The sequence below is a fragment of the Caulobacter sp. SRI_008 genome (assembly GCF_057586355.1).
The window spans coordinates 1-23,204 of record NZ_JBYCZS010000024.1 but is presented as its reverse complement, the minus strand read 5'-3'; the positions used below and the strand labels follow the sequence as shown (position 1 = coordinate 23,204).

23 protein-coding genes are annotated in these 23,204 nt (G+C 69.3%); 14 read left to right on the top strand and 9 right to left on the bottom strand.

The features are described 5' to 3' along the window. Window positions 1-61: 61 nt before the first annotated feature. The 10 genes from AC2YHT_RS19700 (at window position 62) to AC2YHT_RS19655 (ending at window position 10,552) form a co-directional block, all read left to right on the top strand. Entirely contained in the window at window positions 62-2,884 is a 2,823-nt protein-coding gene (locus AC2YHT_RS19700) for a [protein-PII] uridylyltransferase (RefSeq protein WP_487291598.1), read from the top strand. 160 nt (window positions 2,885-3,044) lie between these two features. Beyond that, window positions 3,045-3,896: an alpha/beta hydrolase family protein gene (locus AC2YHT_RS19695; protein ID WP_487291597.1), complete on the top strand. Its 852-nt coding sequence runs from the start codon at window positions 3,045-3,047 to the stop codon at window positions 3,894-3,896. Between the two features lie 91 nt (window positions 3,897-3,987). Beyond that, window positions 3,988-5,625, top strand: a complete 1,638-nt coding sequence (gene murJ, locus AC2YHT_RS19690; protein ID WP_487291596.1) for a murein biosynthesis integral membrane protein MurJ — start codon at window positions 3,988-3,990, stop codon at window positions 5,623-5,625. Window positions 5,626-5,905: 280 nt separating this feature from the next. Continuing rightward, entirely contained in the window at window positions 5,906-6,940 is a 1,035-nt protein-coding gene (gene trpS / locus AC2YHT_RS19685) for a tryptophan--tRNA ligase (protein ID WP_487291595.1), read from the top strand. Between the two features lie 73 nt (window positions 6,941-7,013). After that, a complete protein-coding gene (locus AC2YHT_RS19680; protein WP_487291594.1) occupies window positions 7,014-7,583 on the top strand; it encodes a NifU family protein in 570 nt (189 codons plus the stop codon). A gap of 101 nt (window positions 7,584-7,684) precedes the next feature. Next, window positions 7,685-8,272 carry a malonic semialdehyde reductase gene (locus tag AC2YHT_RS19675; protein WP_487291593.1) on the top strand — a complete coding sequence of 196 codons (588 nt, stop codon included), beginning with the start codon at window positions 7,685-7,687 and terminating at the stop codon, window positions 8,270-8,272. Between the two features lie 69 nt (window positions 8,273-8,341). Further along, complete coding sequence (locus tag AC2YHT_RS19670) at window positions 8,342-9,001, top strand: DUF1131 family protein (RefSeq protein ID WP_487291592.1); 660 nt, start codon at window positions 8,342-8,344, stop codon at window positions 8,999-9,001. 2 nt (window positions 9,002-9,003) lie between these two features. After that, window positions 9,004-9,648, top strand: a complete 645-nt coding sequence (gene tsaB / locus AC2YHT_RS19665; protein WP_487291591.1) for a tRNA (adenosine(37)-N6)-threonylcarbamoyltransferase complex dimerization subunit type 1 TsaB — start codon at window positions 9,004-9,006, stop codon at window positions 9,646-9,648. Next, window positions 9,645-10,097 carry a GNAT family N-acetyltransferase gene (locus tag AC2YHT_RS19660; protein ID WP_487291590.1) on the top strand — a complete coding sequence of 151 codons (453 nt, stop codon included), beginning with the start codon at window positions 9,645-9,647 and terminating at the stop codon, window positions 10,095-10,097. Before tsaB ends, AC2YHT_RS19660 begins: the two co-directional genes overlap by 4 nt. A 47-nt stretch (window positions 10,098-10,144) precedes the next feature. Continuing rightward, complete coding sequence (locus AC2YHT_RS19655; RefSeq protein ID WP_109101055.1) at window positions 10,145-10,552, top strand: Fur family transcriptional regulator; 408 nt, start codon at window positions 10,145-10,147, stop codon at window positions 10,550-10,552. 81 nt (window positions 10,553-10,633) lie between these two features. Here AC2YHT_RS19655 and trmB read toward each other — a convergent pair whose 3' ends face one another. The 9 genes from trmB to ppa form a co-directional block, all read right to left on the bottom strand. Next, window positions 10,634-11,314, bottom strand: a complete 681-nt coding sequence (gene trmB / locus AC2YHT_RS19650; RefSeq protein ID WP_487291589.1) for a tRNA (guanosine(46)-N7)-methyltransferase TrmB — start codon at window positions 11,312-11,314, stop codon at window positions 10,634-10,636. A gap of 92 nt (window positions 11,315-11,406) precedes the next feature. Further along, window positions 11,407-12,630: a methionine adenosyltransferase gene (metK, locus tag AC2YHT_RS19645; protein ID WP_487291588.1), complete on the bottom strand. Its 1,224-nt coding sequence runs from the start codon at window positions 12,628-12,630 to the stop codon at window positions 11,407-11,409. A gap of 124 nt (window positions 12,631-12,754) precedes the next feature. Continuing rightward, window positions 12,755-13,180, bottom strand: coding sequence for a helix-turn-helix domain-containing protein (locus tag AC2YHT_RS19640; RefSeq protein WP_110118424.1), 426 nt, complete (start codon window positions 13,178-13,180; stop codon window positions 12,755-12,757). Between the two features lie 33 nt (window positions 13,181-13,213). Next, window positions 13,214-14,815: an apolipoprotein N-acyltransferase gene (lnt, locus tag AC2YHT_RS19635; protein WP_487291587.1), complete on the bottom strand. Its 1,602-nt coding sequence runs from the start codon at window positions 14,813-14,815 to the stop codon at window positions 13,214-13,216. Further along, window positions 14,812-15,717, bottom strand: a complete 906-nt coding sequence (locus AC2YHT_RS19630; protein ID WP_110118426.1) for a transporter associated domain-containing protein — start codon at window positions 15,715-15,717, stop codon at window positions 14,812-14,814. The genes lnt and AC2YHT_RS19630 overlap by 4 nt, the downstream gene beginning before the upstream one ends. 12 nt (window positions 15,718-15,729) lie before the next feature. Beyond that, window positions 15,730-16,206, bottom strand: a complete 477-nt coding sequence (ybeY, locus tag AC2YHT_RS19625) for an rRNA maturation RNase YbeY (protein WP_487291658.1) — start codon at window positions 16,204-16,206, stop codon at window positions 15,730-15,732. Between the two features lie 11 nt (window positions 16,207-16,217). Then, on the bottom strand, window positions 16,218-17,165 hold the full coding sequence (locus AC2YHT_RS19620; RefSeq protein ID WP_487291586.1) for a PhoH family protein: 948 nt from the start codon (window positions 17,163-17,165) through the stop codon (window positions 16,218-16,220). Beyond that, window positions 17,162-18,514, bottom strand: coding sequence for a tRNA (N6-isopentenyl adenosine(37)-C2)-methylthiotransferase MiaB (miaB, locus tag AC2YHT_RS19615; protein ID WP_487291585.1), 1,353 nt, complete (start codon window positions 18,512-18,514; stop codon window positions 17,162-17,164). Before miaB ends, AC2YHT_RS19620 begins: the two co-directional genes overlap by 4 nt. Window positions 18,515-18,654: 140 nt before the next feature. Further along, window positions 18,655-19,188, bottom strand: a complete 534-nt coding sequence (gene ppa, locus AC2YHT_RS19610) for an inorganic diphosphatase (RefSeq protein WP_110118428.1) — start codon at window positions 19,186-19,188, stop codon at window positions 18,655-18,657. A 354-nt stretch (window positions 19,189-19,542) separates the two neighbouring features. On the opposite strand from ppa, the gene rimP reads away from it, so the two are divergent. The 4 genes from rimP to AC2YHT_RS19590 all read left to right on the top strand — a co-directional run. Continuing rightward, entirely contained in the window at window positions 19,543-20,169 is a 627-nt protein-coding gene (gene rimP / locus AC2YHT_RS19605) for a ribosome maturation factor RimP (RefSeq protein ID WP_110118429.1), read from the top strand. A gap of 2 nt (window positions 20,170-20,171) precedes the next feature. Continuing rightward, entirely contained in the window at window positions 20,172-21,890 is a 1,719-nt protein-coding gene (gene nusA, locus AC2YHT_RS19600) for a transcription termination factor NusA (RefSeq protein ID WP_487291584.1), read from the top strand. Between the two features lie 63 nt (window positions 21,891-21,953). Further along, window positions 21,954-22,604, top strand: coding sequence for an RNA-binding protein (locus AC2YHT_RS19595; protein ID WP_110118431.1), 651 nt, complete (start codon window positions 21,954-21,956; stop codon window positions 22,602-22,604). Window positions 22,605-22,809: 205 nt separating this feature from the next. After that, window positions 22,810-23,204: translation initiation factor IF-2 associated domain-containing protein (locus AC2YHT_RS19590; RefSeq protein ID WP_487291583.1), on the top strand; the 395-nt coding region annotated here is incomplete at its 3' end.

Below are 23,204 nucleotides of genomic sequence, written 5' to 3'. Positions count from 1 at the left end.
TGGCGGCGGCCGCTCACGGCGGCTGCTTTGGCCGTCTCGTTGGGGTAACCATATAACCGTCATGCCCCGTCGCCTTCGCCCCACGCCCCTGGAACACGTCGTCGACGGCCACGCCCTGCGCGCGCGCCTCTCGGCCGCCGCGCTGGACGCCATTGGCGACGAGGCCGCTCAGCGCGCCCGGGCCATCGAGATTCTCAAGCAGGCCCTGTTCCGCGGCCGGATGATCGCCAAGGAGCGGCTGGAGAACGGCGCCAGCGGGGTCGAGACCGCCCGCCTGCTCAGCGGCGTCACCGACGAGGTGATCACCGCCCTCTACGACTTCACGACGGTGCACGTGTTCCGGGCCCGCAACCCGACCGAGGGCGAGCGCCTGGCCCTGCTGGCCGTGGGCGGTTACGGCCGCGCCACCCTGGCGCCGTTCAGCGACATCGATCTGCTGTTCCTGCGGCCCTACAAGCAGACGCCGCACGTCGAGAGCGTGATCGAGTACATGCTCTATGCGCTGTGGGACCTGGGCTTCAAGGTCGGCCACGCCTCGCGCACCATCGAGGAATGCGTCCGCCTGTCGAAGGAGGACTTCACGATCCGCACCTCGATCCTCGAGGCGCGGCGGCTGACCGGCGACGAGCGTCTGGCGGCCGACCTCAAGAGGCGCTTCCGCGACGAGGTCATGAAGGGCACCGGCCAGCAGTTCGTGGCCGCCAAGCTCAAGGAGCGCGACGACCGCCAGGCCCGCGCCGGCGCCAGCCGCTACATGGTCGAGCCCAACGTCAAGGAAGGGAAGGGCGGTCTTCGCGACCTGCACACCCTGGTGTGGATCGCCGAGTACCTGCATCCGGTCGACAAGCCCGAGGACGTCTTCAAGCTGGAGCTGTTCTCCGGCCGCGAGACCAAGGCCTTCATCCGCGCCTTCGATTTCCTGCATGCGGTGCGCGCCCACCTGCACTTCACGACCGGCCGGCCCGAAGAGCGCCTGACCTTCGACCTGCAGCCCGAGATCGCCCGCCGCATGGGCTATGGCGACCGTGGCGACGCCCCGGCGGTCGAGCGCTTCATGCGCCGCTACTTCCTGATCGCCAAGGAGGTCGGGGCCCTGACCCGCGCCTTCTCGGCCAAGCTGGAGGCCGAGCACTTCAAGAACGAGCCCAAGGGCATCTCGCGCTTCCTCCCGGGCGGCAAGCCCAAGCGCAAGGCCCTGGACGCGCCGGGCTTCTACGAGGACGGCGGCCGGCTGAACATCGAGGGGCCGGAGGTCTTCGAGCGCGATCCGGTCAACCTGATCCGCCTGTTCAAGATCGCCGACGAGCGCGACCTGGATCTGCACCCCGACGCCTTCACGGCGGTGACCCGCAATCTGGGCCTCATCACCTCGAAGGTGCGTCGCGACCCGCACGCCACCCAGGCCTTCCTCGACCTGCTGGCGCGGGGCAAGCGCAGCTACCGCACCCTGACCCTGATGAACGACGCCGGCGTGCTGGGCCGCTTCATCCCGGAGTTCGGCCGGGTCGTGGCCCAGATGCAGTTCAACATGTACCACTCGTACACGGTGGATGAGCACACCCTGCGGGCCGTCGGCCTGATCGGCGACATGGCCGCCGGGCGGCTGTCGGAAGACCACCCGCTGGCCGTGTCGATCATGCCGCTGATCGAGGACCGCGAGGCCCTGTTCCTGGCCATGCTGCTGCACGACACCGGCAAGGGCGGCGTGGGCGGCCAGGAGAAGGCCGGGGCCCGATCGGCCCGCAGCGCCTGCGAGCGCCTGGGCGTCGAGCGCAGCAAGGTCGAGCTCGTCGCCTGGCTGGTCGAGAACCATCTCGTGATGAGCGACTTCGCCCAGAAGCGCGACGTCTCGGATCCCGGCACGGTCGCGGCCTTCGCCCGCATCGTCGAGAACCCCGAGCGCCTGCGCCTGCTGCTGGTCATCACCGTCGCCGACATCCGGGCCGTGGGGCCGGGGGTGTGGAACGGCTGGAAGGGCCAGCTTCTGCGCGAGCTCTACAACGCCACCGAGGCCGTGTTCCGCGGCGGGCGCGGCAGCGACGCGGCCATCCACGTCCAGCGCCACCAGGAAGCCGCCGCCGCCGGGGCGCGCGAGACCCTGGTCGCCGCCGATCCGGCCGCCAAGGGCTGGGCCGCGGCCATGGAGGACGCCTATTTCGGCGCCTTCGGCTCGCAGGACCTGCTTGACCACGCCGCTCTCGCCCGCCGCGCCGCCATCCAGGGCGGGGCCGCCGCCGAGGGGCGGGTGGCCTCGGGCTCGAACGCCGCCGAGGTCGTCATCGCCGCCAAGGACCGTCGCGGCCTGTTCGCCGACCTCGCTTTGGCCATCTCGTCCTTGGGCGGCAACGTCGTCGGGGCGCGGGTCTTCACCTCCCGCCAGGGGCAGGCGCTGGACGTGTTCTACGTGCAGGACGTCACCGGCGCGCCGCTCGGCTGCGAGAACCCGCGCGCCCTGCGCCGCCTGGCCGACGCCCTGGAAGCGGCCGGGCGCGGCGAGGGCGTCAGCGTCGAGAGCCGGCGCGGCGCGGAACTGGCCCGTACCGCCGCCTTCGCCATCGCCCCGACCGTGGTGGTCGACAACGAGGCCTCCAACGAGGCCACCGTCGTCGAGGCCTCGGGCCGCGATCGGCCTGGCCTGCTGCAGGCCCTGGCCCGCACCCTGGCCGACAACGGCCTGTCCATCCAGTCGGCCCATATCGACGGCTATGGCGAGCGGGCGGTCGACGCCTTCTACGTCCAGACCGCCGAGGGCGGGAAACTGGGCGATAGCCGCAAGATCTCGACCCTCAAGGCTGACCTGCTGGCCGCCCTGGAGCAGAACGAAGCCGGCGCGCCCAGCACCCGTCCGGGCCTGAAGCGGGCCCGGGCCAGCGTGGCGCGCTGAGCGCGTCAGGCGAAAGTCTGAGCGGTTTCGCCGCCTGATGCGCTCCAAAAGGGGTGGCGCGATTCAACTTGGCGTCGAAGTCGATCACGGCCTAGCTTGACCGCATGCGGTTTCGTCGTCGGTAGCGACCAGGCGACGCGCGAGGGGGAGAGCGCAGGACATGACCCATCGCCGGCGCTGGACGATCCTCGTGGCTCTCGTGTTGACCGTACTGGGCGTGGGCGTCGCCGCCTTCGGTCAGGTGCATCAGAGGGTCTATCCCGCTCCCACCGCGCCGCTGAGCCTCTCGGGCCTGCCGGAGGGCTCGGCCTTCATCACCGTGACTGCGGCCGATGGCCTGCCGCTGAAGGGGATCGAGGTCGCGCCCAGGCCGGGCATGCCGACCTTCCTGTTCTTCCACGGCAACGGCTCGGCCGCGTCGGACAGCATCGACTGGCTCTCCCCGCTGATCGCCGAGGGCTACGGCGTGGTGGCGGCCGAGTATCGCGAATACAGCGGCAATCCGGGCCGAGCGTCGGAGAAGGGCCTGGCGGCCGACGCCGACGCTTTCTACGCCCGGGCGCGACAGACGGCCGGCGCGGGCAAGCTGATCGTGGTCGGCCACAGCCTGGGTGGCGGCGTCGCCTTCGGCCTGGCCGGTCGTCAGACCCTGGACGCCCTGGTCACCATCGGCACGTTTTCGAGCCTGCATGCCATGGCGCCGGCGATCGCCCGGCCGCTACTGATCGATCGCTACGACAACAAGGCCGCCGTGGCGAAGCTGGACGAGCCCTATTTCCTGATCCACGGCGACGCCGACGACGTCGTCCCCTTCGCCCAGGGCCAGGCCCTGCGGGCCGCGGCGGTGGCCGCCCGCCGGCCGGGCGCGATGTTCGCCGTCCACGGCGCCGGCCATGGTCCAGACGCGGCGACCCTGGCCATGATCCTGACCGCGATCAACGCCAAGGTGGCGGCCGGCGGCGGCATGGCGCGCGTGACCTTGCCGGCTCAAGTGACGCTGACGCCGTTCTGAGACGGGGGCTTTGGTGCAGTTCCGGTGAAACCTCGATGCAGCCGCCGCGCCGTAGCTTGACGCCTGTTCGCTCAGCGCCCAGAAGCCGGACGTGACCGACACTCCCGCCGCCGCGCCCGAACCGACGCCCGCTCCCGCCGCCAAGAAGGGCGGAGGGCTGTTCAGGTCGTCGGCGATCTATTCCGGCCTGACCCTGGTCAGCCGGTTCATGGGCTTCGCGCGGGACCTGGCCGTCTCCTACCGGATGGGCGCCAGCGCCACCCCGGCGGCCGACGCCTACAACGCCGCCCTGGCCTTCCCGAACCTGTTCCGCCGGTTCTTCGCCGAGGGCGCCTTCGCGGCGGCCTTCGTGCCGGCCTACGCCAAGTCGCTGCAGCGCGACGGCGAGGAGAAGGCCGACATCCTGGCCGCCGACGCCATGGCCACGCTTGCGGCCTCGACCATCATCATCACCGTCATCTGCCAGCTGGCCATGCCGTGGCTGATGATGCTGATCAGCCCGGGCTTCGGCTGGGGCACCGACAAGTACAAGCTGGCGGTGCTGCTGACCCAGATCACCATGCCCTACCTGCCGTGCATGGCGATCGTGGCCCACCTGTCGGGGGTGCTGAACGCCCGCGACCGCTTCATCCTGTCGGCCGGCGCGCCGATCCTGCTGAACATCTTCACCCTGGCCTTCATCCTGCCCCAGACCACGGCGGTCTCGGCGGCCACCTGGGGCTCGGTCGGCGTGGTGGTGGCGGGCGTCGCCCAGGCCGCGCTGCTGACCTGGGGCGTCAACAAGTCGGGGGCCAAGGTGCACTGGCGGCTGCCGCGCCTGACGCCGGAAGTGCGCGAGCTGATCGGCAAGGCCATCCCCGGCGCCCTGGCGGCCAGCGCCACCCAGGTCAACATCTTCATCTCCGGGGCCCTGGCCAGCCACGTTCCCGGCGGCCGCACCTGGCTGGCCACCGCCGACCGCCTGTACCAGCTGCCGCTGGGCCTGGTGGGGGTGGCCATCGGCGTCGCCCTGCTGCCGCGCCTGTCGCGCGCCGTGCACTCGGGCGACCGCGAGGACGCCCAAGGGGCGATGGACCAGGCGGTCGCCCTGGCCATGGCCCTGACCCTGCCGGCCGCCGCCGCTCTGGCGGCCATGCCGGGTTTCCTGTCGGACGGCCTCTACACCCGCGGCGAGTTCACCGCCTTCGACGCCAGCCAGACGGCCGCGGCGCTGTTCTTCTACGGCCTGGGCACCCCGGCCTTCGTGCTGCAGCAGCTCTATTCGCGGGCCTTCTTCGCCCGCGGCGACACCAAGAGCCCGATGCGCTTCGCCCTGATCTCGGTGGCGGTCAACATCGGCCTGGGCCTCCTGCTGTTCCAGCTGATGGGGGTGAAGGGCATCGCCGCCGCCACCGCCGTGGCCTCGTGGCTCAATGTCGGCCAGATGGCCTTCGGCCTGTGGCGCAAGAAGGACTACAACCCCTCGCTCGACACCTGGTCGCGCCTGGCGCGGATCCTGGCCGCCAGCCTGGGCATGGCCCTGCTGCTGGCCGCCGCCTCGCACTGGCGTCACCTGATCGAGGCCCCGCTGCGCGGCATCGGCCTGACCGGCCACGCCATCGGCGCCAAGGAGTTCGCCCTGGCCCTGACCTGTCTGGCCGGCGCGGCCGTCTATCCGCCGCTGCTGTTCCTGTTCGGAGGCGTTAAGCCCAGCGAGCTGAAGGCCGTCCTGCGGCGGGGCAAGGCTTGAGCTAGGATCTCCGTCCTTCCCCGCGAAGGCGGGGACCCAAGCTGAGCTTGGGGCGCCACAGCGGAAATTCCGCTTGGACCCCCGCCTTCGCGGGGGCGCTCGGATGTGGGGAGGCTTGCTCTAGGGCTCCCGGCCAGCTAACCAGCCTTGCATGGCTTTCAACGGTTCCCATGCGCCCCGATGGCGCAACTGGCTCTGAACCCGACCGCCGCGTCTCCGGATGCGGCCCGCGCTTCCGCGCGTCCCGCCATACCCGTTTCCGACATCCAAGGCTGAAGCCATGACCGATCAAGCTCCCGTCGCCTATACGGGTCCGTCCCGCGTGCTGTCCGGCGTCCAACCCTCGGGCGCCCTGCACCTGGGCAACTATCTCGGCGCGCTGGTGAAGTTCGCCCGCCTGCAGCACGAGATCGACACCTTCATCTTCGTCGCCGACCTGCACGCCATCACCGTCTGGCAGGAGCCGGAAGCCCTGGCCGATCAGACCCGCGAGATCGCCGCGGCCTATCTGGCCGCCGGCCTCGACCCGGCCAAGGCCACCATCTTCCCGCAGTCGGCCGTGCCCGAGCACGCCGAACTGTCCTGGATCTTCCAGTGCGTCGCCCGCCTGGGCTGGCTCGACCGCATGACCCAGTTCAAGGAGAAGAGCGGCAAGCACAAGGAGCGCTCGAGCGTGGGCCTCTACACCTATCCGGTGCTGCAGGCCGCCGACATCCTGATCTACAAGGCCACCCACGTGCCGGTGGGCGAGGACCAGAAGCAGCACCTGGAGCTGACCCGCGACATTGCCCAGAAGTTCAACCACGACTTCAAGGCCCCGGGCTTTTTCCCGCAGCCCGATCCGCTGATCCAGGGTCCGGGCGCGCGGGTCATGAGCCTGCGCGACGGCTCGGCCAAGATGAGCAAGTCCGATCCGTCGGACTACAGCCGCATCAACCTGACCGACGACGCCGACGCCATCGCCGGCAAGATCAAGAAGGCCCGCACCGACCCCGAGCCGTTTCCCGAGACCCTGGAGGAGCTGGCGACCCGCGCCGAGGCCGACAACCTGGTCGGCATCTTCGCCGCCCTGTCGGGCCGTTCGAAGGCCGAGGTGCTGGCCGACTACGCCGGCAAGGGCTTCGGCGCCTTCAAGCCGGCCCTGGCCGAACTGGCGGTCGAGAAGCTGGCCCCGGTGGGCGAGAAGATGCGCGGCCTGCTGTCCGACAAGGGCGAGCTCGACCGCATCCTGGCCGCCGGCGCCGAAAAGGCCCGGGAGGTCGCCGCCCCGACGGTGGCCGAGGTCAAGAAGCTGGTCGGCTTCTGGGGGGCCTGATCGCGGACCCTTCGGAGGGGGCGCGGCGCCGCGCCCCCTTGTTCTTCACTCATCCAAGCGCCACATCTCGCCCATGTTCATCCAGACCGAAACCACGCCCAACCCCGAGGTCCTGAAGTTCCTGCCCGGCCGCGAAGTGCTGGGCGAGGGCGCTCGGGAGTTCCGCACGCCGGAGGAAGGCGAGGCCTCGCCGCTGGCCGACGCCCTGTTCCGGCTGGGCGATGTGACGCGGGTGTTCTTCGGTCCGGACTTTCTGACCGTCACCAAGGGTGAGGACGCCCAGTGGCCGCACCTGAAGGCGCCGATCCTGGCCGCCATCATGGACCACTTCACCAGCGGCCGCCCGCTGCTGCTGGACCAGGTCGAGAGCGGCCACGACGACGACGGCGTCTATGACGAGGAGGCGGCCCAGATCGTCTCCGAGATCAAGGAACTGCTCGACACCCGCATCCGTCCGGCCGTGGCCCAGGACGGCGGCGACATCGTGTTCAGCAAGTTCGAGCCGGCCACGGGCGTCGTGTGGCTGCACATGCGCGGCGCCTGCTCGGGCTGCCCGTCGTCCTCGGCGACGCTGAAGTCGGGCGTCGAGAACATGCTCAAGCACTATGTGCCGGAAGTGACCCGGGTCGAGCAGACGCTCTGATTTTCGGTCCCGGCGCGCATCGCCGGCCTTGCCGTGATCCGCTGGGAACACCATACTGTAACTCTATAAGTTGCTATTATGGCTCCCTATAAGGATTGCTGATGTCCAAGCTCGACACCGCCGCCCTGGCCCAACTGTTCACCGAGGCGCGCACGCGCAACGGCTGGAAGTCCGACCCCGTGCCCGAAGCGGTGCTGCGTGAGCTGTACGACCTGGTGAAGTTCGGCCCGACCGCCGCCAACTCGACCCCGGCCCGCTTCGTCTTCGTGACCAGCCCGGAAGCCAAGGAGAAGCTGGCCGCCCTGTCGTCGGGCTCCAACGGCCCGAAGATCCGCCAGGCCCCGGTCACCGTCATCGTCGGCTACGACCTCGACTTCCCAGAGACCCTCGACAAGCTGTTCCCGCACGCGCCGGGCGCCAAGAACTGGTTCGGCGACCCCGTGGCTAAGGAATGGGGCGCGTTCCGCAACAGCTCGCTGCAGGGCGGCTATTTCATCCTCGCGGCCCGGGCGCTCGGCCTGGACGTCGGGGCTATGTCGGGCTTCGACAACGCCGGCGTCGACGCGGCCTTCTTCGAGGGCACCAACATCAAGAGCAATTTCATCGCCTCGATCGGCTACGGCACCGACGAGAACCTGTTCCCGCGCAGCCCGCGCCTCGATTTCGAGGAAGCCGCCTCGATCGTCTGACGTGCGACCCCAGGCGCGAAAATCGCACGATGGCGTGCGATTTTCGCGCTTCGGCGTTAGAACCTCGTCATGACCCTTCGTCTCGCGCTCCTCGCCGCCCCGCTGGCCCTGCTGGCCGCCTGCGGCCCCGCCGAAAAGACCCCCGCCAAATCCGCAGCGGCTCCGCAGGCCGAGCAGGAAGCGGGCAAGCCGGCCGACGGTCCCGTCGCCGTGAAGATCACCCCCTATGTCGGCGGTCCGCTGCAGGTGGGCGCCGCGGGGGTGGGACCGATCACCGCCGCCACCGCCTTCGACCAGCCGACCATCGCGGCCCTGTTCCCGAAGGCCCAGGTCAAGAGCGCCTTCATCCATGTCGGCGAGGGCCCGCCCGGGCCGATCATCGTCGTCGAGCAGGACAAGGTCCCGCTGCTGGAGATCGGCAAGGGCGCCGACGGCGGCATTTCCGAGATCCGCCTGGCGGCCGGCGACGTGCGCGGCCCCAAGGGCGAGAGCCTGCTGGCCAAGTGGGAGGCCCTGGGCTTCACCGTCGATCAGTGCCGGGCCGGCGAGGGCCGCACGGTCAATGCGGTGGTCTGCGTGCGCCCCGAGGCCCCGACCGTGTCCTACGTCTTCGGCGTGCCCGGCTGGACCAAGGGCGGCGTGCCCGACGAAAAGACCCTGAAGGCCAAGGCTCAGCTCAACGAATTCGTCTGGCGTCCGGCCGAGACCGCCCAGGTCGGGGCCGCCTGACCTTGCGCGTTCTTTCCGTCGACACCTGCCTGGCGGCCGCCTCGGTCGCCGTGATCGAGGACGGCCGCACCCTGGCCGCCCGCACCGAACCCATGACCCGCGGCCACCAGGAGCGCATCGCGCCCCTGGCCAAGGCGGTCGCCGCCGAGGCCGGGATCGCCTTTTCCCAGCTTGACCGCATCGCCGTCACCGTCGGCCCGGGATCCTTCACCGGCCTGCGCGTGGGGCTGTCCTTCGCCAAGGGCCTGGCCCAGGCGCTGTCGATCCCCTGCGTGGGCGTCAACAGCCTGGAGGCCCTGGCGGCCTCGTCGGAGGCCAAGGGCTTCGTCGCCGCCGTGCTCGACGCCAAGATGGGCCAGGTCTATCTGCAGGTCTTCGACGGCGGGACGGCGCTGATGGCTCCTGACGCCCTCGACCTGGGCGCGGCCACGGCCCGACTGGCCGAGCTCTATTCCGGCGGTCCGGCGACCCTGGTGGGCTCCGGCGCGCCGTTGCTGGAGGGCGTCCTGGCCGAGGCCACCGTCCTGACCCCGGCGTCCGCCGATCCGGTCGCCATCGCCCGCCTGGCCGCCGCCCGGCCGGCCCCGACCCATTCGCCTCGGCCGCTCTATCTGCGCGCCCCTTACGCCACGATGCCCGCCGCATGAACCTGCGCCCTGTCGGACTGGAAGCGTGCTGGGACCTGGCGGACCTGCATGAAAAGGCCTTCGACCGCCCCTGGAGCCCGACTGAGTTCGAGGCCCTGTTCAACTCGCCCGGGGTCTTCGCGGTGCTGGGCGGTTCCGGTGATCCCGAAGCGCCGCGCGGCTTCATCCTGTGCCGGGCGATCGCCGGCGAGGCCGAGATCCTGACCATCGCCGTCGATCCGGCCGCCCGTCGACGCGGCTGGGGCGCGGCCCTGGTCGAGATGGCCGCCGGGATCGCCACGGAAGCCAAGGCCTTCGACCTGTTCCTGGAGGTCGCGGCCGACAATCTGGCGGCGATCGGGCTCTACAAGGCGACCGGCTTTTCGCAAGTGGGTCTCAGGAAGGGCTATTATCCCCATCCTGACGGCGCCAAGGACGCCGTCGTCATGCGGCGGGCGCTTAACACTTAAGAAGCGATTGCCTATTGTGCCGCGAATCCCCCGACGGAGATTGCGCTTTGGACCGCCTCGAAAAGCTCTGCATCGAAAAAGGCATGCGCATGACCGACCAGCGTCGTGTCATCGCCCGTGTGTTGTCGTCGGCTGACGACCATCCCGACGTCGAGGAGCTGCACCGCCGCGCCCACGCCATCGACCCGCACATCTCGATCGCGACGGTGTATCGCACCGTCCGCCTGTTCGAGGAGAGCGGCATCATCGAGCGCCACGACTTCCGGGACGGCCGCTCGCGCTACGAAGAGACCCCGACCCATCACCACGACCACCTGATCGACATGAAGACCGGCAAGGTCGTCGAGTTCGTGGACGAGGAGATCGAGGCCCTGCAGCACGCGATCGCCCGAAAGCTCGGCTACAAGCTGATCGATCACCGGCTCGAACTCTACGGCGTGCCGATCGAAGAGTGATTGACCTGGATCAAGACAAAGGGCGCGGGTTCAACCCGCGCCCTTTTCTTTTGGGTCCGGCCTCGGCGGTTCAGGGACGGCTCAGGTCCGCACGAAGTCGAGGAACACGGGGGCGCAGTCGCCCAGCTTCTTTTCTTCGTAGCGGGTGGTGACGTGGTCGGCCGGGATGGCCTGACGGTCGGCGTCCGCTTCGGCGAAGCGGAAGGCGGGGCTGGCCAGAACCCGCTCGATCGTCCACTCGGCGTAGTCGGCCCAGTCGGTGGCGAACCGGAAGGCCGCGCCGGGCTTCAGCATCCGGGCCAGCTCGTTCACGAACTCCGGCTGGATGATCCGGCGCTTGTTGTGCCGGGCCTTGTGCCAGGGATCGGGGAACATCACGAACAGGCGGTCGATGCTGGCGTCGGGCAGCCAGCCGACCACGTCGCGGGCGTCGCCCTCGTGGATGCGGACGTTGCCCAAGGCCTGTTCCTCGACGTGGCGGACGGCGCTGGCCACGCCGTTGACGAAGGGCTCGGCCCCGATCACCAGCACGTCCGGACGGCGGCCGGCCTGGGCGGCCATGTGCTCGCCGCCGCCGAAGCCGATCTCCAGCCAGACTTCCTTGGCGTCGGGCATCAGGTCGCGGGGCTGGAAGGCCTCGTGCGGCACGCTGATGGTCGGCAGCAGGCTGTCGAGCAGGGCCTGCTGCCGGGGCTTCACCGGCCGCGACTTCAGGCGGCCGAACGAGCGCAGCGGCCCGTGGGGCTGTTGGGGATTGGTCATGGGGCGGGTCTTTAGAGGCTTGAAGGCGAAAAGAAAACGGGCCCCGGTCTTGTGACCGAGGCCCGCTCTTCAATTCCGAAGGATGGAAAGGCTTACGCCAGGCCCTTCAGCTCTGACACCAGGTCGGTCTTCTCCCACGAGAAGCCGCCTTCGTTGTCCGGCGTGCGGCCGAAGTGGCCGTAGGCGGCGGTGCGGGCGTAGATCGGACGGTTCAGCTGCAGGTGCTCGCGGATCGAACGCGGGGTGGCGCCGCCGATCAGCTGGGGCAGGGTCTTTTCCAGGATCGCCGGATCCACCTTGCCGGTGCCGTGCAGGTCGACGTGGAACGAGACCGGCTGGGCCACGCCGATGGCGTAGGCGATCTGGATGGTGCAGCGCTCGGCCAGGCCCGAGGCGACGACGTTCTTGGCCAGGTAGCGGCAGGCATAGGCGGCCGAACGGTCGACCTTGGTCGGGTCCTTGCCCGAGAAGGCGCCGCCGCCGTGCGGCGCCGCGCCGCCGTAGGTGTCGACGATGATCTTGCGGCCGGTGACGCCGGCGTCGCCGTCCGGGCCGCCGATCTCGAAGCGGCCGGTCGGGTTGATCAGCCACTGGGTCTTCTTGGTGATCAGGCCTTCGGGGAAGATCGGCAGGATGTGCGGCTTGATCAGGTCGAGCACGCGCTTGGAGGTCGGGGTCTTGCCGTCGATCTTCTTCTTGTGCTGGTGCGACACGACGATCGAGACGACGCGCTGCGGCACGCCGGCGCCGTCGTATTCCAGGGTCACCTGGCTCTTGGCGTCGGGCTCCAGCTCCGACAGCTCGCCCGAATGGCGCAGCTCGGCCAGGCGCTTGAGGATGTTGTGGCTGTACTGCAGGGTCGCCGGCATCAGCTCCGGGGTCTCGGTGCTGGCGTAGCCGAACATGATGCCCTGGTCGCCGGCGCCTTCGTCCTTCTTGTCAGTGGCGTCCACGCCCTGGGCGATGTGCGCCGACTGGCCGTGCAGGTAGTTGGCGAACTTGGCCTTCTCCCAGTGGAAGCCCTTCTGCTCGTAGCCGATGTCCTTGATCGCCGCGCGAACCTTGGGCTCCAGCGACTTGAGGATATCCTTGGTCAGCGCCTTGTTGGCGGCCTTGTCGCCGTCCGGCTTGCCGGCGCGAACCTCGCCCGCCAGGACGATGCGGTTGGTGGTGACCAGGGTCTCGCAGGCGACGCGCGCCTCGGGATCGACGCTCAGGAAGGCGTCGACGACGGTGTCGCTGATCCGGTCGGCCACCTTGTCGGGGTGGCCCTCGGAAACGCTCTCACTCGTGAAAATGTAGGACGAACGGTTCAAGTGGAACGCTCCGGCTAGGACCAGCGCCCACGCGGCGACCGGCCCCGCGAGCATGCCGCAGAGCATATAAAGATAAGTTTATGTCCGCAAGTCGGCCGAAGCCGACCCGCGTACGGCGTTGAAGCTAGAGCTCTTCGTCCGCCATGGAGCGCACCAGGTCCAGCAGCCGGCGACGAACCGGGGCCTTGGTGAGCTTGGGGAACAGGCCAGCCAGTTCCAGACCCTCGGGGGTCATCAGGAACTCGTGGACCTGGAGGTCGTTGCGGACCTCGCCGTCGCCGGGCTCGGACGGATCGGCCAGGCCTTCGAAGAAGTAGGCCACGGGGGCCTGAAGGCTGCGAGCGATCTCGTAGAGCTTGCTGGCGCTGACGCGGTTGGCGCCTCGCTCGTACTTCTGCACCTGCTGGAAGGTCAGGCCCAGGCTCTCGGCGAGCTTCTCCTGGCTGACGCCCAGGATCTTGCGGCGCATGCGGATGCGGGCGCCCACGTGCAGGTCCACGGGGTTGGGCGAGCGCTCGATTTCGGTGGGGGATTCAATGGCGACGGTCATGCTTAGGCATAGACCTGAGATTGCGGTTTTAGTTCAGCCTATATCTTTCACGTCGGCAAACTTGCGGCCGCGGTTACGCGAACTTCCGATACAGATCGCCACCGACGCGAGAATGAACGCCAAAAACGGCCAGTCCACTACCCTGGGCGCGAACGTGTCGCGGCCGGTCGCGGGAAGGTTGGCGTCGATCACGCCGCGCTGGCCAAGGTCGAGGCGCTGGCCGCCGACCACCCGTCCCTGGGCGTCGATCATGGCCGAGACGCCCGTGGGCGTGGCGCGGATCATTGGCCGGCCGGCCTCGATGGCGCGGTAGCTGGCCAGGTTCAGGTGCTGCAGCGGGCCGGAGGTGACCCCGAACCAGGCGTCGTTGGAGACGTTGACCAGCGCCCGCACGGCCGGATCGGGGCGGGCCAGCCCCGGGAACAGGCTCTCGTAGCAGATCAGCGGCTGGACCTTCAGGCCCGGCGCGATCGCCAGCGGCGCGGGGCGGGGGCCTATGGCGAAGCCGTCGCCCAGGTGGGCCATGCTCTTGACGCCGATCGCGGTCAGCAGGCCCTCGGCCGGCAGGTATTCGCCGAACGGCACCAGCCGGTGCTTGTCGTAGATTCCGACCACCGACAGGCCGCCCGCATCGCGGCGCAGGGCCACTAGGCTGTTGTAGTAGGTCGGGTGCTCGGCCGAGCCTTCGTAGCGGTAGCCGCCGATCAGCAGCAGCTGGCCTGGTTGCAGGGCGTCGGTGATCGCCTGGCGTACCCAGGTTCCGGGGGCCAGATAGTCGTCGATGGCGGCGGGCAGGGCGCCTTCGGGCCAGACCACCACCTCGGCCGGCTTGCCGTCGGCATAGGGCTGGGCGGTGAGCGTCACGTAGTCGCGGACGATCGCCTGGAAGCTGGCGGCGTCCCACTTGGCGGCCTGCTGGACATTGGCCTGGACGATGCGCACCCGGGGCGCGACGGCGGAGGCGGTAAACTCCAGAGCGTTCAGCAGCCGCCAGGCGCCGTGGGCATAGAGGCCGACCAGGGCCGCGGCGGCCACGCCGAGCGCGATCCGGCCCGAACGGCCCTGGCGCCAGACGGCGGGGGCGGCGGCGATGGCCAGGGTGACGAAGGTCAGGCCGTAGGCGCCGATCAGGGCCGCGGCCTGGGACGGGGCCGAGCCGGCCCGCCAGGTCTCGCCCGGCAGGTTCCAGGGAAAGCCGGTCAACACGTGGCCGCGCACCCACTCCAGCGCCGACAGGGCGGCGGCGAAGGCTAGCACGCGCACGGCGCCGGCGGGGCGGAAGCGGCGATAGAGCAGGGCGGCCAGGCCCCAGAACAGCGCCAGGCCGGCGGCCATGGCGGCCACCGCGAAGGGCGCCATCCAGCCCTGGTTGGCGGCGTCGACCATGAAGGCCTCGCCGATCCACCAGGTGCCGAGGCCGAAATAGGCCAGGCCCGCTAGCCAGCCGCGCAGGAAGGCCGAGCGCAGCGGCCGGGGCCCGTCGATCCCGTCCAGCAGCCATAGCAAGAGGGCGTAGCCCAGCAGGCCGGGCAGGATGCCGAACGGCGGATGGGCCAGGGCCGCGGCCAGGCCCGCGACCAGCGCCAGGACGCGGTCACGCCACGGTGATCGCTTGGTCAGCACGGAAAGCTTCAAGTGACGTCCACCGCGTCGAGCGGGACGTCGGCCTCGGCCGTCTCTTCGGCGCGGCGTACGCGCACGCGCAGCACCCGCCGGGCGTCGGCTTCCAGCACTTCGAGATCGAAGCCGGCCGGATGGCGCACGATCTCGCCCTGCTCTGGCACCTGGCCGGCCAGGGCGGCGACCAGGCCGCCGACGGTGTCGACCTCTTCCTCGTGCTCGGGCGGGGCCAGGGTCTCGCCGACCATCGCTTCGAGATCCTCGAGCGGCGTGCGGCCCTCGGTCTCCAGCGCGCCGTCGTCGGTGACGGTGACGCTGACGCTCGCGGCGTCGTCGTGCTCGTCGTCGATGTCGCCGACTACGGACTCGATCAAGTCTTCCATGGTGACGAGGCCGTCGACCCCGCCGAACTCGTCGATGACCATGGCCAGGTGGATGCGCTTGGTGCGCATCTTCAGCAGCAGGTCGGCGGCCCGCATCGAGGCGGGGACCAGCAGCATGTCGCGGCGCAGCTGTTCGAGGATGCGATCCTCGGGCTCGGGCCGCAGGTCGCCGTCGGCCAGCAGCAGGAACACGTCCTTGACGTGGACCACGCCGATCGGGGCGTCCAGGGCCTCGCGATAGATCGGCATGCGCGAATGGCCGGCCTCGACGAACTGGGCCACGACCACGGCGAAGGGGGTCTCGACCTCGACCGCCACCACATCGGGGCGGGGGGTCATGACGTCGCCCACCTTCAGCGTCTTGAAGGCCTCGGCCTGGTCGACCAGGTCGGGGGCGGGGGGCGTGTCGGGATCGATCGGTCGCGCGGGCTCGGCCGGCGCGCCGCCGCGACGCAGCTTGCGGAAGAACGCCCGCAGGCCTCGGCTAAGTCGAGCCGGGCCGGCGGGCGTGGAACTCTGGTCGTCGTCGGGCATGCCTTTAGGTGTCTACCCCTCGTCGGTCGCCGACGCATCGTCGGCGTAAGGATCGGGAACGTCCAGTCCCGCCAGGATCTCGCGTTCGAGCGCTTCCATGGCCTCGGCCTCGTCGTCGCCCTCGTGGTCGTATCCTAAAAGATGCAGCACCCCGTGCGCCACAAGATGTTGCAGGTGGTGAGCCAGGGGCTTGCCCTGCTCGGCCGCCTCGCGGACGCAGACGCCGTAGGCCAGGGCGATGTCGCCGATCTGGCCTTCCGGATTGGCCGCCGGGTCCTGGGGCGCGGGGAAGGACAGCACGTTGGTGGCGTAGTCCTTCTGCCGGAAGTCGCGGTTCAGCGCCTGGACGCTGTCGTCGTCGGCCAGCAGGATGACGATGCCCTTGCCCTCGATGTCCTCGTGGGCGTCCAGCACCGCCTGGGCGGCGCGCCAGACCAGGGCCTCGGCTTCGGGCTCGGCCTTGGTCCAGGCCTCGTCTTCGATTTCGATATCAACGGTGATCATCGGGGAGTCGCCAGCAGGGCCGCGTCGGCGTCGTAGGCCTTGACGATGCGCTCCACCAGCGGGTGGCGCACGACGTCGGTCGCGGTGAAGCGGGCCACGTCCACGCCCTCGACCCCTTCCAGGATCGAGACGGCGTGGGCCAGGCCGGAGTCGCGGGGGTTCAACAGGTCGATCTGGGTGGGGTCGCCGGTGACGACCATGCGGGCGCCTTCGCCCAGGCGGGTCAGCACCATCTTCATCTGCAGGCGCGAGCAGTTCTGGGCCTCGTCGACGATGACGAAGGCGTGCGCCAGCGTGCGGCCGCGCATGAAGGCGATCGGGGCGACCTCGATCTCGCCCTTGTCGCGGCGGCGGCGCAGCTGCTCGGCGCCCATGATGTCGGTCAGGGCCTCCCAGACCGGGGCCATGTAGGGGTCGACCTTCTCGTTGAGGTCGCCCGGCAGAAACCCGAGCTTCTCGCCGGCCTCGACGGCGGGGCGGGTGACGATCAGGCGGTCGACCTCGCCGCGCAGCAGCATGCCCGCGCCCTGGGCGACGGCCAGGAAGGTCTTGCCGGTGCCGGCGGGACCCAGGCCGAAGACCAGCGGATGCCGGGTCATCGACTCCATGTAGCGGGCCTGGTTCTTGGTCTTGGGCGAGACGGCGCCGCGGCGCACGGCGCGCGGCGAGGCCTGGCCGCCGGCGCTGTGGGCTTCGCCCACGGCCACGCGGATGTCGGCCTCGACCACCTCATGGCCCGCGTCGGCGCGCTCGGCCAGGGCGATCAGGGCGCGCTTGGCCGACGAGCGACCCTTGACGTCGCCGGTGATCTTGATCCCGCCGCCCGGGGTTTCGAGCAGGACCTTGAAGGCGTCCTCGATCAGGGCGGCGTGGCGGCCGGACGGGCCGGTGACGGCGACGACGGCGTCGTCGGAAAGCGGCAGGAACTCAGGCGTGCGGCTCACGCGGTCTCCAGAACAGGTTCATTGGCGAGCACGCCGGCCAGGCTCATCTTGGCGGCGCTCTCGATACGGACGGGAACGATCGTCCCGATCAGGTGCTCCCCGCCCGAGGCGTGGACGGCTTGCAGATAGGGGCTGCGGCCGACGATCTGGCCGGGGTGGCGGCCGGCCTTCTCGAACAGCACCGGCAGGGTCTTGCCGACCTGGCTGGCGTTGAAGGCCCGCTGCTGCTCGTCGAGCAGCTGGTTCAGGCGGTCCAGGCGCTCGGACTTCACGGCCTCGTCGACCTGGCCGGGCATGGCCGAGGCCGGCGTGCCGGGGCGGCGCGAATACTTGAACGAGAAGGCGCTGGCGAAGCCGACTTCGCGCACCAGGTCGAGGGTCTTCTCGAAGTCACCGTCGCGCTCGCCGGGGAAGCCGACGATGAAGTCGCCGCTCATGGCGATGTCGGGCCGGGCGGCGCGGATGCGCTCGATCAGCTTCACATAGCTCTCGGCCGTGTGGTCGCGGTTCATGGCCTTGAGGATCTTGTCCGATCCGGCCTGCACCGGCAGGTGCAGATAGGGCATCAGCTGCGGCAGCTCGCCGTGGGCCTCGATCAGGTCGTCGCCCATGTCGCGCGGGTGGCTGGTGGTGTAGCGGATGCGGTCCAGGCCGGGGATCTTCGCCAGGCGACGGACCAGCTTGGCCAGGGTCAGGCCGCCGCCGTCATAGGCGTTGACGTTCTGGCCCAGCAGGGTGACCTCGCGCACGCCCTGGTCGGCCAGGCGCCTGGCCTCGTCCTCGATGGCTTCCGGAGGCCGCGACCACTCGCCGCCGCGGGTGTAGGGCACCACGCAGAAGGTGCAGAACTTGTCGCAGCCTTCCTGCACGGTCAGGAACGCGGTGACGCCGTCGACCTTACGCTCGGCCGGCAGGGCGTCGAACTTCTCGTCGGCCGCGAAGTCGGCGGCCAGGCGCTCGCCGCTGGCCCGATGGGCGCGGGCGATCAGCTCGGGCAGCTGGTGATAGGCTTGCGGGCCGACCACGAGATCCACGGCCCGCTGACGGGTCATGATCTCCTGGCCCTCGGCCTGGGCGACGCAGCCGGCCACGGCGATGGTCATCTTGCCGCCGGCCTGGGCCTTGCGGTCCTTCATCAGCTTGATCTGGCCGAGTTCCGAATAGACCTTCTCGGTGGCCTTCTCGCGGATGTGGCAGGTGTTGAGCACGACGAGATCCGCGCCCTCGGGATCATCGACCACGCCATAGCCCAGCGGACGCAGGACGTCGGTCATGCGCTCGCTGTCGTAGACGTTCATCTGACAGCCGTAGGTCTTGATATAGAGGCGCTTTTGCGGGGTCTCGCTCATCCGGCGAGGTTATGGGGTCGAGCGGCCCCGCGCGCAAGGTCGCCATGGTCACACCCGGCGGCCGAACCCGCTGAAGAAGCCCCAAAAGAAAACGGCGCCGGAGAGGTCTCCGGCGCCGTCGTTCTTCGATCTTGGAAAGATCAGTAGCTCTCGTCGTGGCGCTTGATCGCCGCGCGGATCAGTTCGGCGGTCTCGTCCGGATCGGCCCAGCCGGTGATCTTGGTCGACTTGCCCTTTTCCAGATCCTTGTAGTGCTGGAAGAAGTGGGCGATCTGCTCGGTCAGGATGGTCGGCAGGTCGCGCCAGCTGTTCACGCCCGTGTAGAACGGGTGGAGCTTGTCGACCGGCACGGCCAGGATCTTTTCGTCGCACCCAGCCTCGTCGACCATCATCAGGGCGCCGATCGGGCGGCAGCGGATGATCGCGCCGGGCACCACCGGGGTCGGGCCCACGACCATGATGTCGGCCGGGTCGCCGTCGTCGGCCAGGGTGTGCGGGATGAAGCCGTAGTTGGCCGGGTAGAACATCGCCGTGTGCAGGAAGCGGTCCACCATCAGGGCGCCGCTTTCCTTGTCGATCTCGTACTTCACCGGCTCGCCGCCCTGCGGGATCTCGATGACGGCGTTCAGGTCGTAGGGCGGGTTCACGCCCACGGCGATCTTGGAGAGGTCCATAGTGACTCTTCGTTGTGGGAAGGTTCCCGCGGGGAGGCGGGCCTCAAGCGGCCGCCTGTATAGGCCACAAGTGTTGCGATGCGAAAGAGGGGGCGTGCTCGCGCCTCGACTTGGCCGCAGAAAGCATATCGGATCTACGACCGCGCCCGTTCAGTGACCGTGAGAACAGCGCGACGACGTGGTTTACGGACGGCGGGGACGGGGCGCGCCGACCGCTGTCGGGGCCCGTTCGCTAGGGGCTTCCACCCGCTCGCCTATCGCGCTATATAGCTCCTACATCGTCCGTTAGCGCTAGATGGCGCTTTCGAGCGGCGGCCCGAAAGGCTGCCGCTTTTTCTTTGGTCGCTCGCCAGCTTGGCTTTCTGGTCGGCTCGGGCGGCCCGCGAATTTGAGAAGAGAACCGTGCGCGGCAAGACGCGAGAAGACCTGGACCTGATCGAGATTCTCGATCCCGTCGCCGAGACCGTCGGCTACGAGATCGTCCGCCTGCGCCTGATGGGCGGGGCCGAGCAGCGCCGCCTGCAGATCATGGCCGAACGTCCGCTCCAGGAAGATGGAACGGGCGGCGACATGAACGTCGAGGACTGCGCCAAGCTGTCCCGCGCCATCTCCGAGGTCATGGACGCCGCCGACCCGATCGCCGGCGAATACACCCTGGAAGTCTCCAGCCCGGGCGTCGACCGCCCGCTGACCCGCCTGAAGGACTTCGAGACCTACGCCGGTCTGGAAGTGCGCATCGAGCTCGACCGCGTGGCCGAGGGCCGCAAGCGCTTCAAGGGCGAACTCGCCGGCGTCGAGGACGACCAGGTCGGCCTCAACATCGAGGGCGAGGACGACGTCACCGTCTATTTCCCGTTCGCCTGGATCGTCGACGCGAAGCTCGTTCTGACCGACGAGCTGATGAAGCGGGGCGCCGACCAGCGCGCCGCCCGCGTGGGCGCCGAGAACGACAACGATTTGTCCGAAAGTGAAGAGGACTGACCATGGCCATCGGCATCGCCGCCAACCGGCTTGAACTGCTGCAGATCGCCGACGCGGTCGCCCGCGAGAAGGGCATCGAGAAGGAAGTCGTCATCGAGGCGATCGAGGAGGCCCTGCAGAAGGCCGCTCGCGCCCGCTACGGCGCCGAGCACGACATCCGCGTCAAGATCGATCCGCGCACCGGTGAGACCACCCAGAAGCGCGTGATCGAAGTCGTCGGCGACGACCACGAGATGGAAGGCGAGATCGGCAAGGTCCAGATCTCGTCGGCCAAGCGCACCTGGCGCGACGCCGAGATCGGCAAGGTCTACGAAGAATCCCTGCCGCCGTTCGAGATCGGCCGCGTGCAGACCCAGATGGCCCGCCAGGTCGTCATGCACAAGGTTCGCGAAGCCGAGCGCGAGCGCCAGTACGAAGAGTACAAGGATCGCTCGGGCGAGATCGTCAACGGCAGCGTCAAGCGCGTCGAGTACGGCAACGTCATCGTCGACCTGGGCCGCGGCGAAGGCATCATGCGCCGCGACCAGTCGATCCCGCGCGAGAACTTCAACGTCGGCGACCGCATCCGCGCCTACATCTACGACGTCCGTCGCGAGACCAAGGGCCCGCAGATCATGCTGAGCCGCGCCCACGGCGGCTTCATGGCCAAGCTGTTCGCGCAGGAAGTGCCGGAAGTCTACGACGGCGTCATCGAAATCCGCGCCGTGGCCCGCGACCCGGGTTCGCGCGCCAAGATGGCCGTCATCTCGAACGACAGCTCGATCGACCCCGTCGGCGCCTGCGTCGGCATGCGCGGTTCGCGCGTGCAGGCGGTGGTCGCCGAGCTGCAGGGCGAGAAGATCGACATCATCCAGTGGTCGGAAGACGAAGCCACCTTCATCGTCAACGCCCTGGCCCCGGCCGAAGTCTCCAAGGTCGTCATGGACGAGGAAGACGAGCGCGTCGAAGTCGTGGTGCCGGACGAGCAGCTGTCGCTGGCCATCGGCCGCCGCGGCCAGAACGTCCGCCTGGCCTCGCAGCTGACCGGCTGGCAGATCGACATCATGACGGAAAGCCAGGAGAGCGAGCGCCGTCAGAAGCAGTTCGCCGAGGCCACCGCCCTGTTCCAGGAAGCCCTGGACGTCGACGAAGTCATCGCCCAGCTGCTGGTCACCGAAGGCTTCACCGCCGTGGAAGACGTGGCCTATGTCGAGTCGCACGAAGTCGCCTCGATCGAGGGCTTCGACGAGGAGACCGCCGAAGAACTGCAGGCCCGCGCCCGCGAGTTCCTCGAGAAGGAAGCCGCCGCCCTCGACGCCAAGCGCGTCGAGCTGGGCGTCGAGGACGACCTGCTGGCCATCGAAGGCGTGACCCTCGCCATGGCCGTGGCCCTGGGCGAAGGCGACGTGAAGTCGGTGGAAGACCTGGCTGGCCTGGTGCCCGACGACATGCGCGGCTGGTTCGAGAGCAAGAACGGCGAGCGCGTGCGCGAGCCGGGCATCCTCGAAAGCTTCAACCTGTCGCCCGACGACGCCGAAGCGCTGATCATGCGCGCCCGCATCGTCATGGGCTGGGTCGAGGCTCCGCCGGAGCCGGAATACGAAGAAGAAGAGGCTCTCGAGGGCGAGGCTGACGCCGAGGCCGAGCTCGAAGGCGAGATCGAGGCGGAAGGCGAAGAAGCCCCCGCCGAAGAAGCCCCCGCCGAAGAGGCCGCCTCCGAAGAAGCCGCCGAAGAGCAGTAAGAAACCCCGGCCCCTCCGGCCTTCGGAGGGGCCGCTTCCTTTCAGGACCCCGTCACGGACTTCATGATCGACCAGGCCGCCCCCAAGACGCACGCCGAAGCCAACCGCCAGCGCAAGGACGTCGTCCTGGGCGAAGCGGTCGACGAGGCGCGCCTGGTGCGGTTCGTGGCCGGTCCCGACGGCGTGGTGGTGCCCGACGTGGCTCGCAAGCTGCCGGGCCGGGGCATGTGGGTCGCGTCCGATCGCGAGTCCGTCGCCGCGGCGGTGAAGAAGAACGCGTTTTCGCGCTCGGCCAAGACCAAGCTGGCCGCGCCCGCCGATCTGCCCGACCAGGTGGAACGGCTGCTTGCCAAGCGGGTTCTGGACGGGCTGGGCCTTGCACGACGCTCCGGCGGCATTATCTCCGGGTACGAAAAGGTTCTGGCGGCCCTCGCCTCGGGCAAGACCGCCTGGCTGATCGAAGCCGCCAATGGCGCCGAAGACGGCCGCCGCAAGGTGTTTTCAGCCGCCCGCAAAGCGCCTAACACGCCCAGAATCCTCGGGATGTTCACATCCGACGAATTGGGTTTGGCCTTGGGCGGGGAGAATGTGATACACACGGCGCTCCTCACGGGGCGAGGCACGGATCGCTGGACTTTGGATGTCGAGCGGTTATCAGGCTTCCGTCCTCTCATGCCGCCGGACTGGGTGGTGCGTCAGAACGAGGAGCCCTAGGCTTCGATGCGTCCTCGGATGACTTCATCCGGCGGTGCGAAAGGTCTAGAACCTGAATGTTGGAGCAAGCCGCCTAAGGCGTCGCGCTCTTGAGCGAAGGGCCGGGAAACGCGCTTCCTATTGGAGGTACGTCCAGGCCCCTTTCTCGTATGGATTGATCGGTTTTTGGGCCGGGAACCCGCCCGGCGGAAGTACAAGCGAGCGCATGAGCGACGAGAACGATAACGGTCGGCCTGGTTCCAACCCCGGTGGGCGAGCCCCCATCACCCTGAAGCCCCGCCAGGGCTCGGTGAGCGCGGGCGTTGTGAAGCAGAGCTTCAGCCACGGCCGGACGAAGACGGTGGTCGTCGAGACCAAGCGCACGCGTCCGCATGCGCCCGCCGCCGGCAACCTCGCCGCGCCGTCGCAGGCCGAGCGTCGCTACGACGCTCCGCGTCCGCAAGGGCAGGGCGGTGGCGGCGGTTCGTCGGCCGGCGGTCTGTCGCAGGACGAGATGCGCGCGCGTCAGCGCGCCATCGAAGCCGCTCGCGAAAACCAGGAGCGTCAGGCTTCCGAACGTCGCGCCGCCGAGGCCCGCGCCGCCGCCGAGGCGAACGCGGC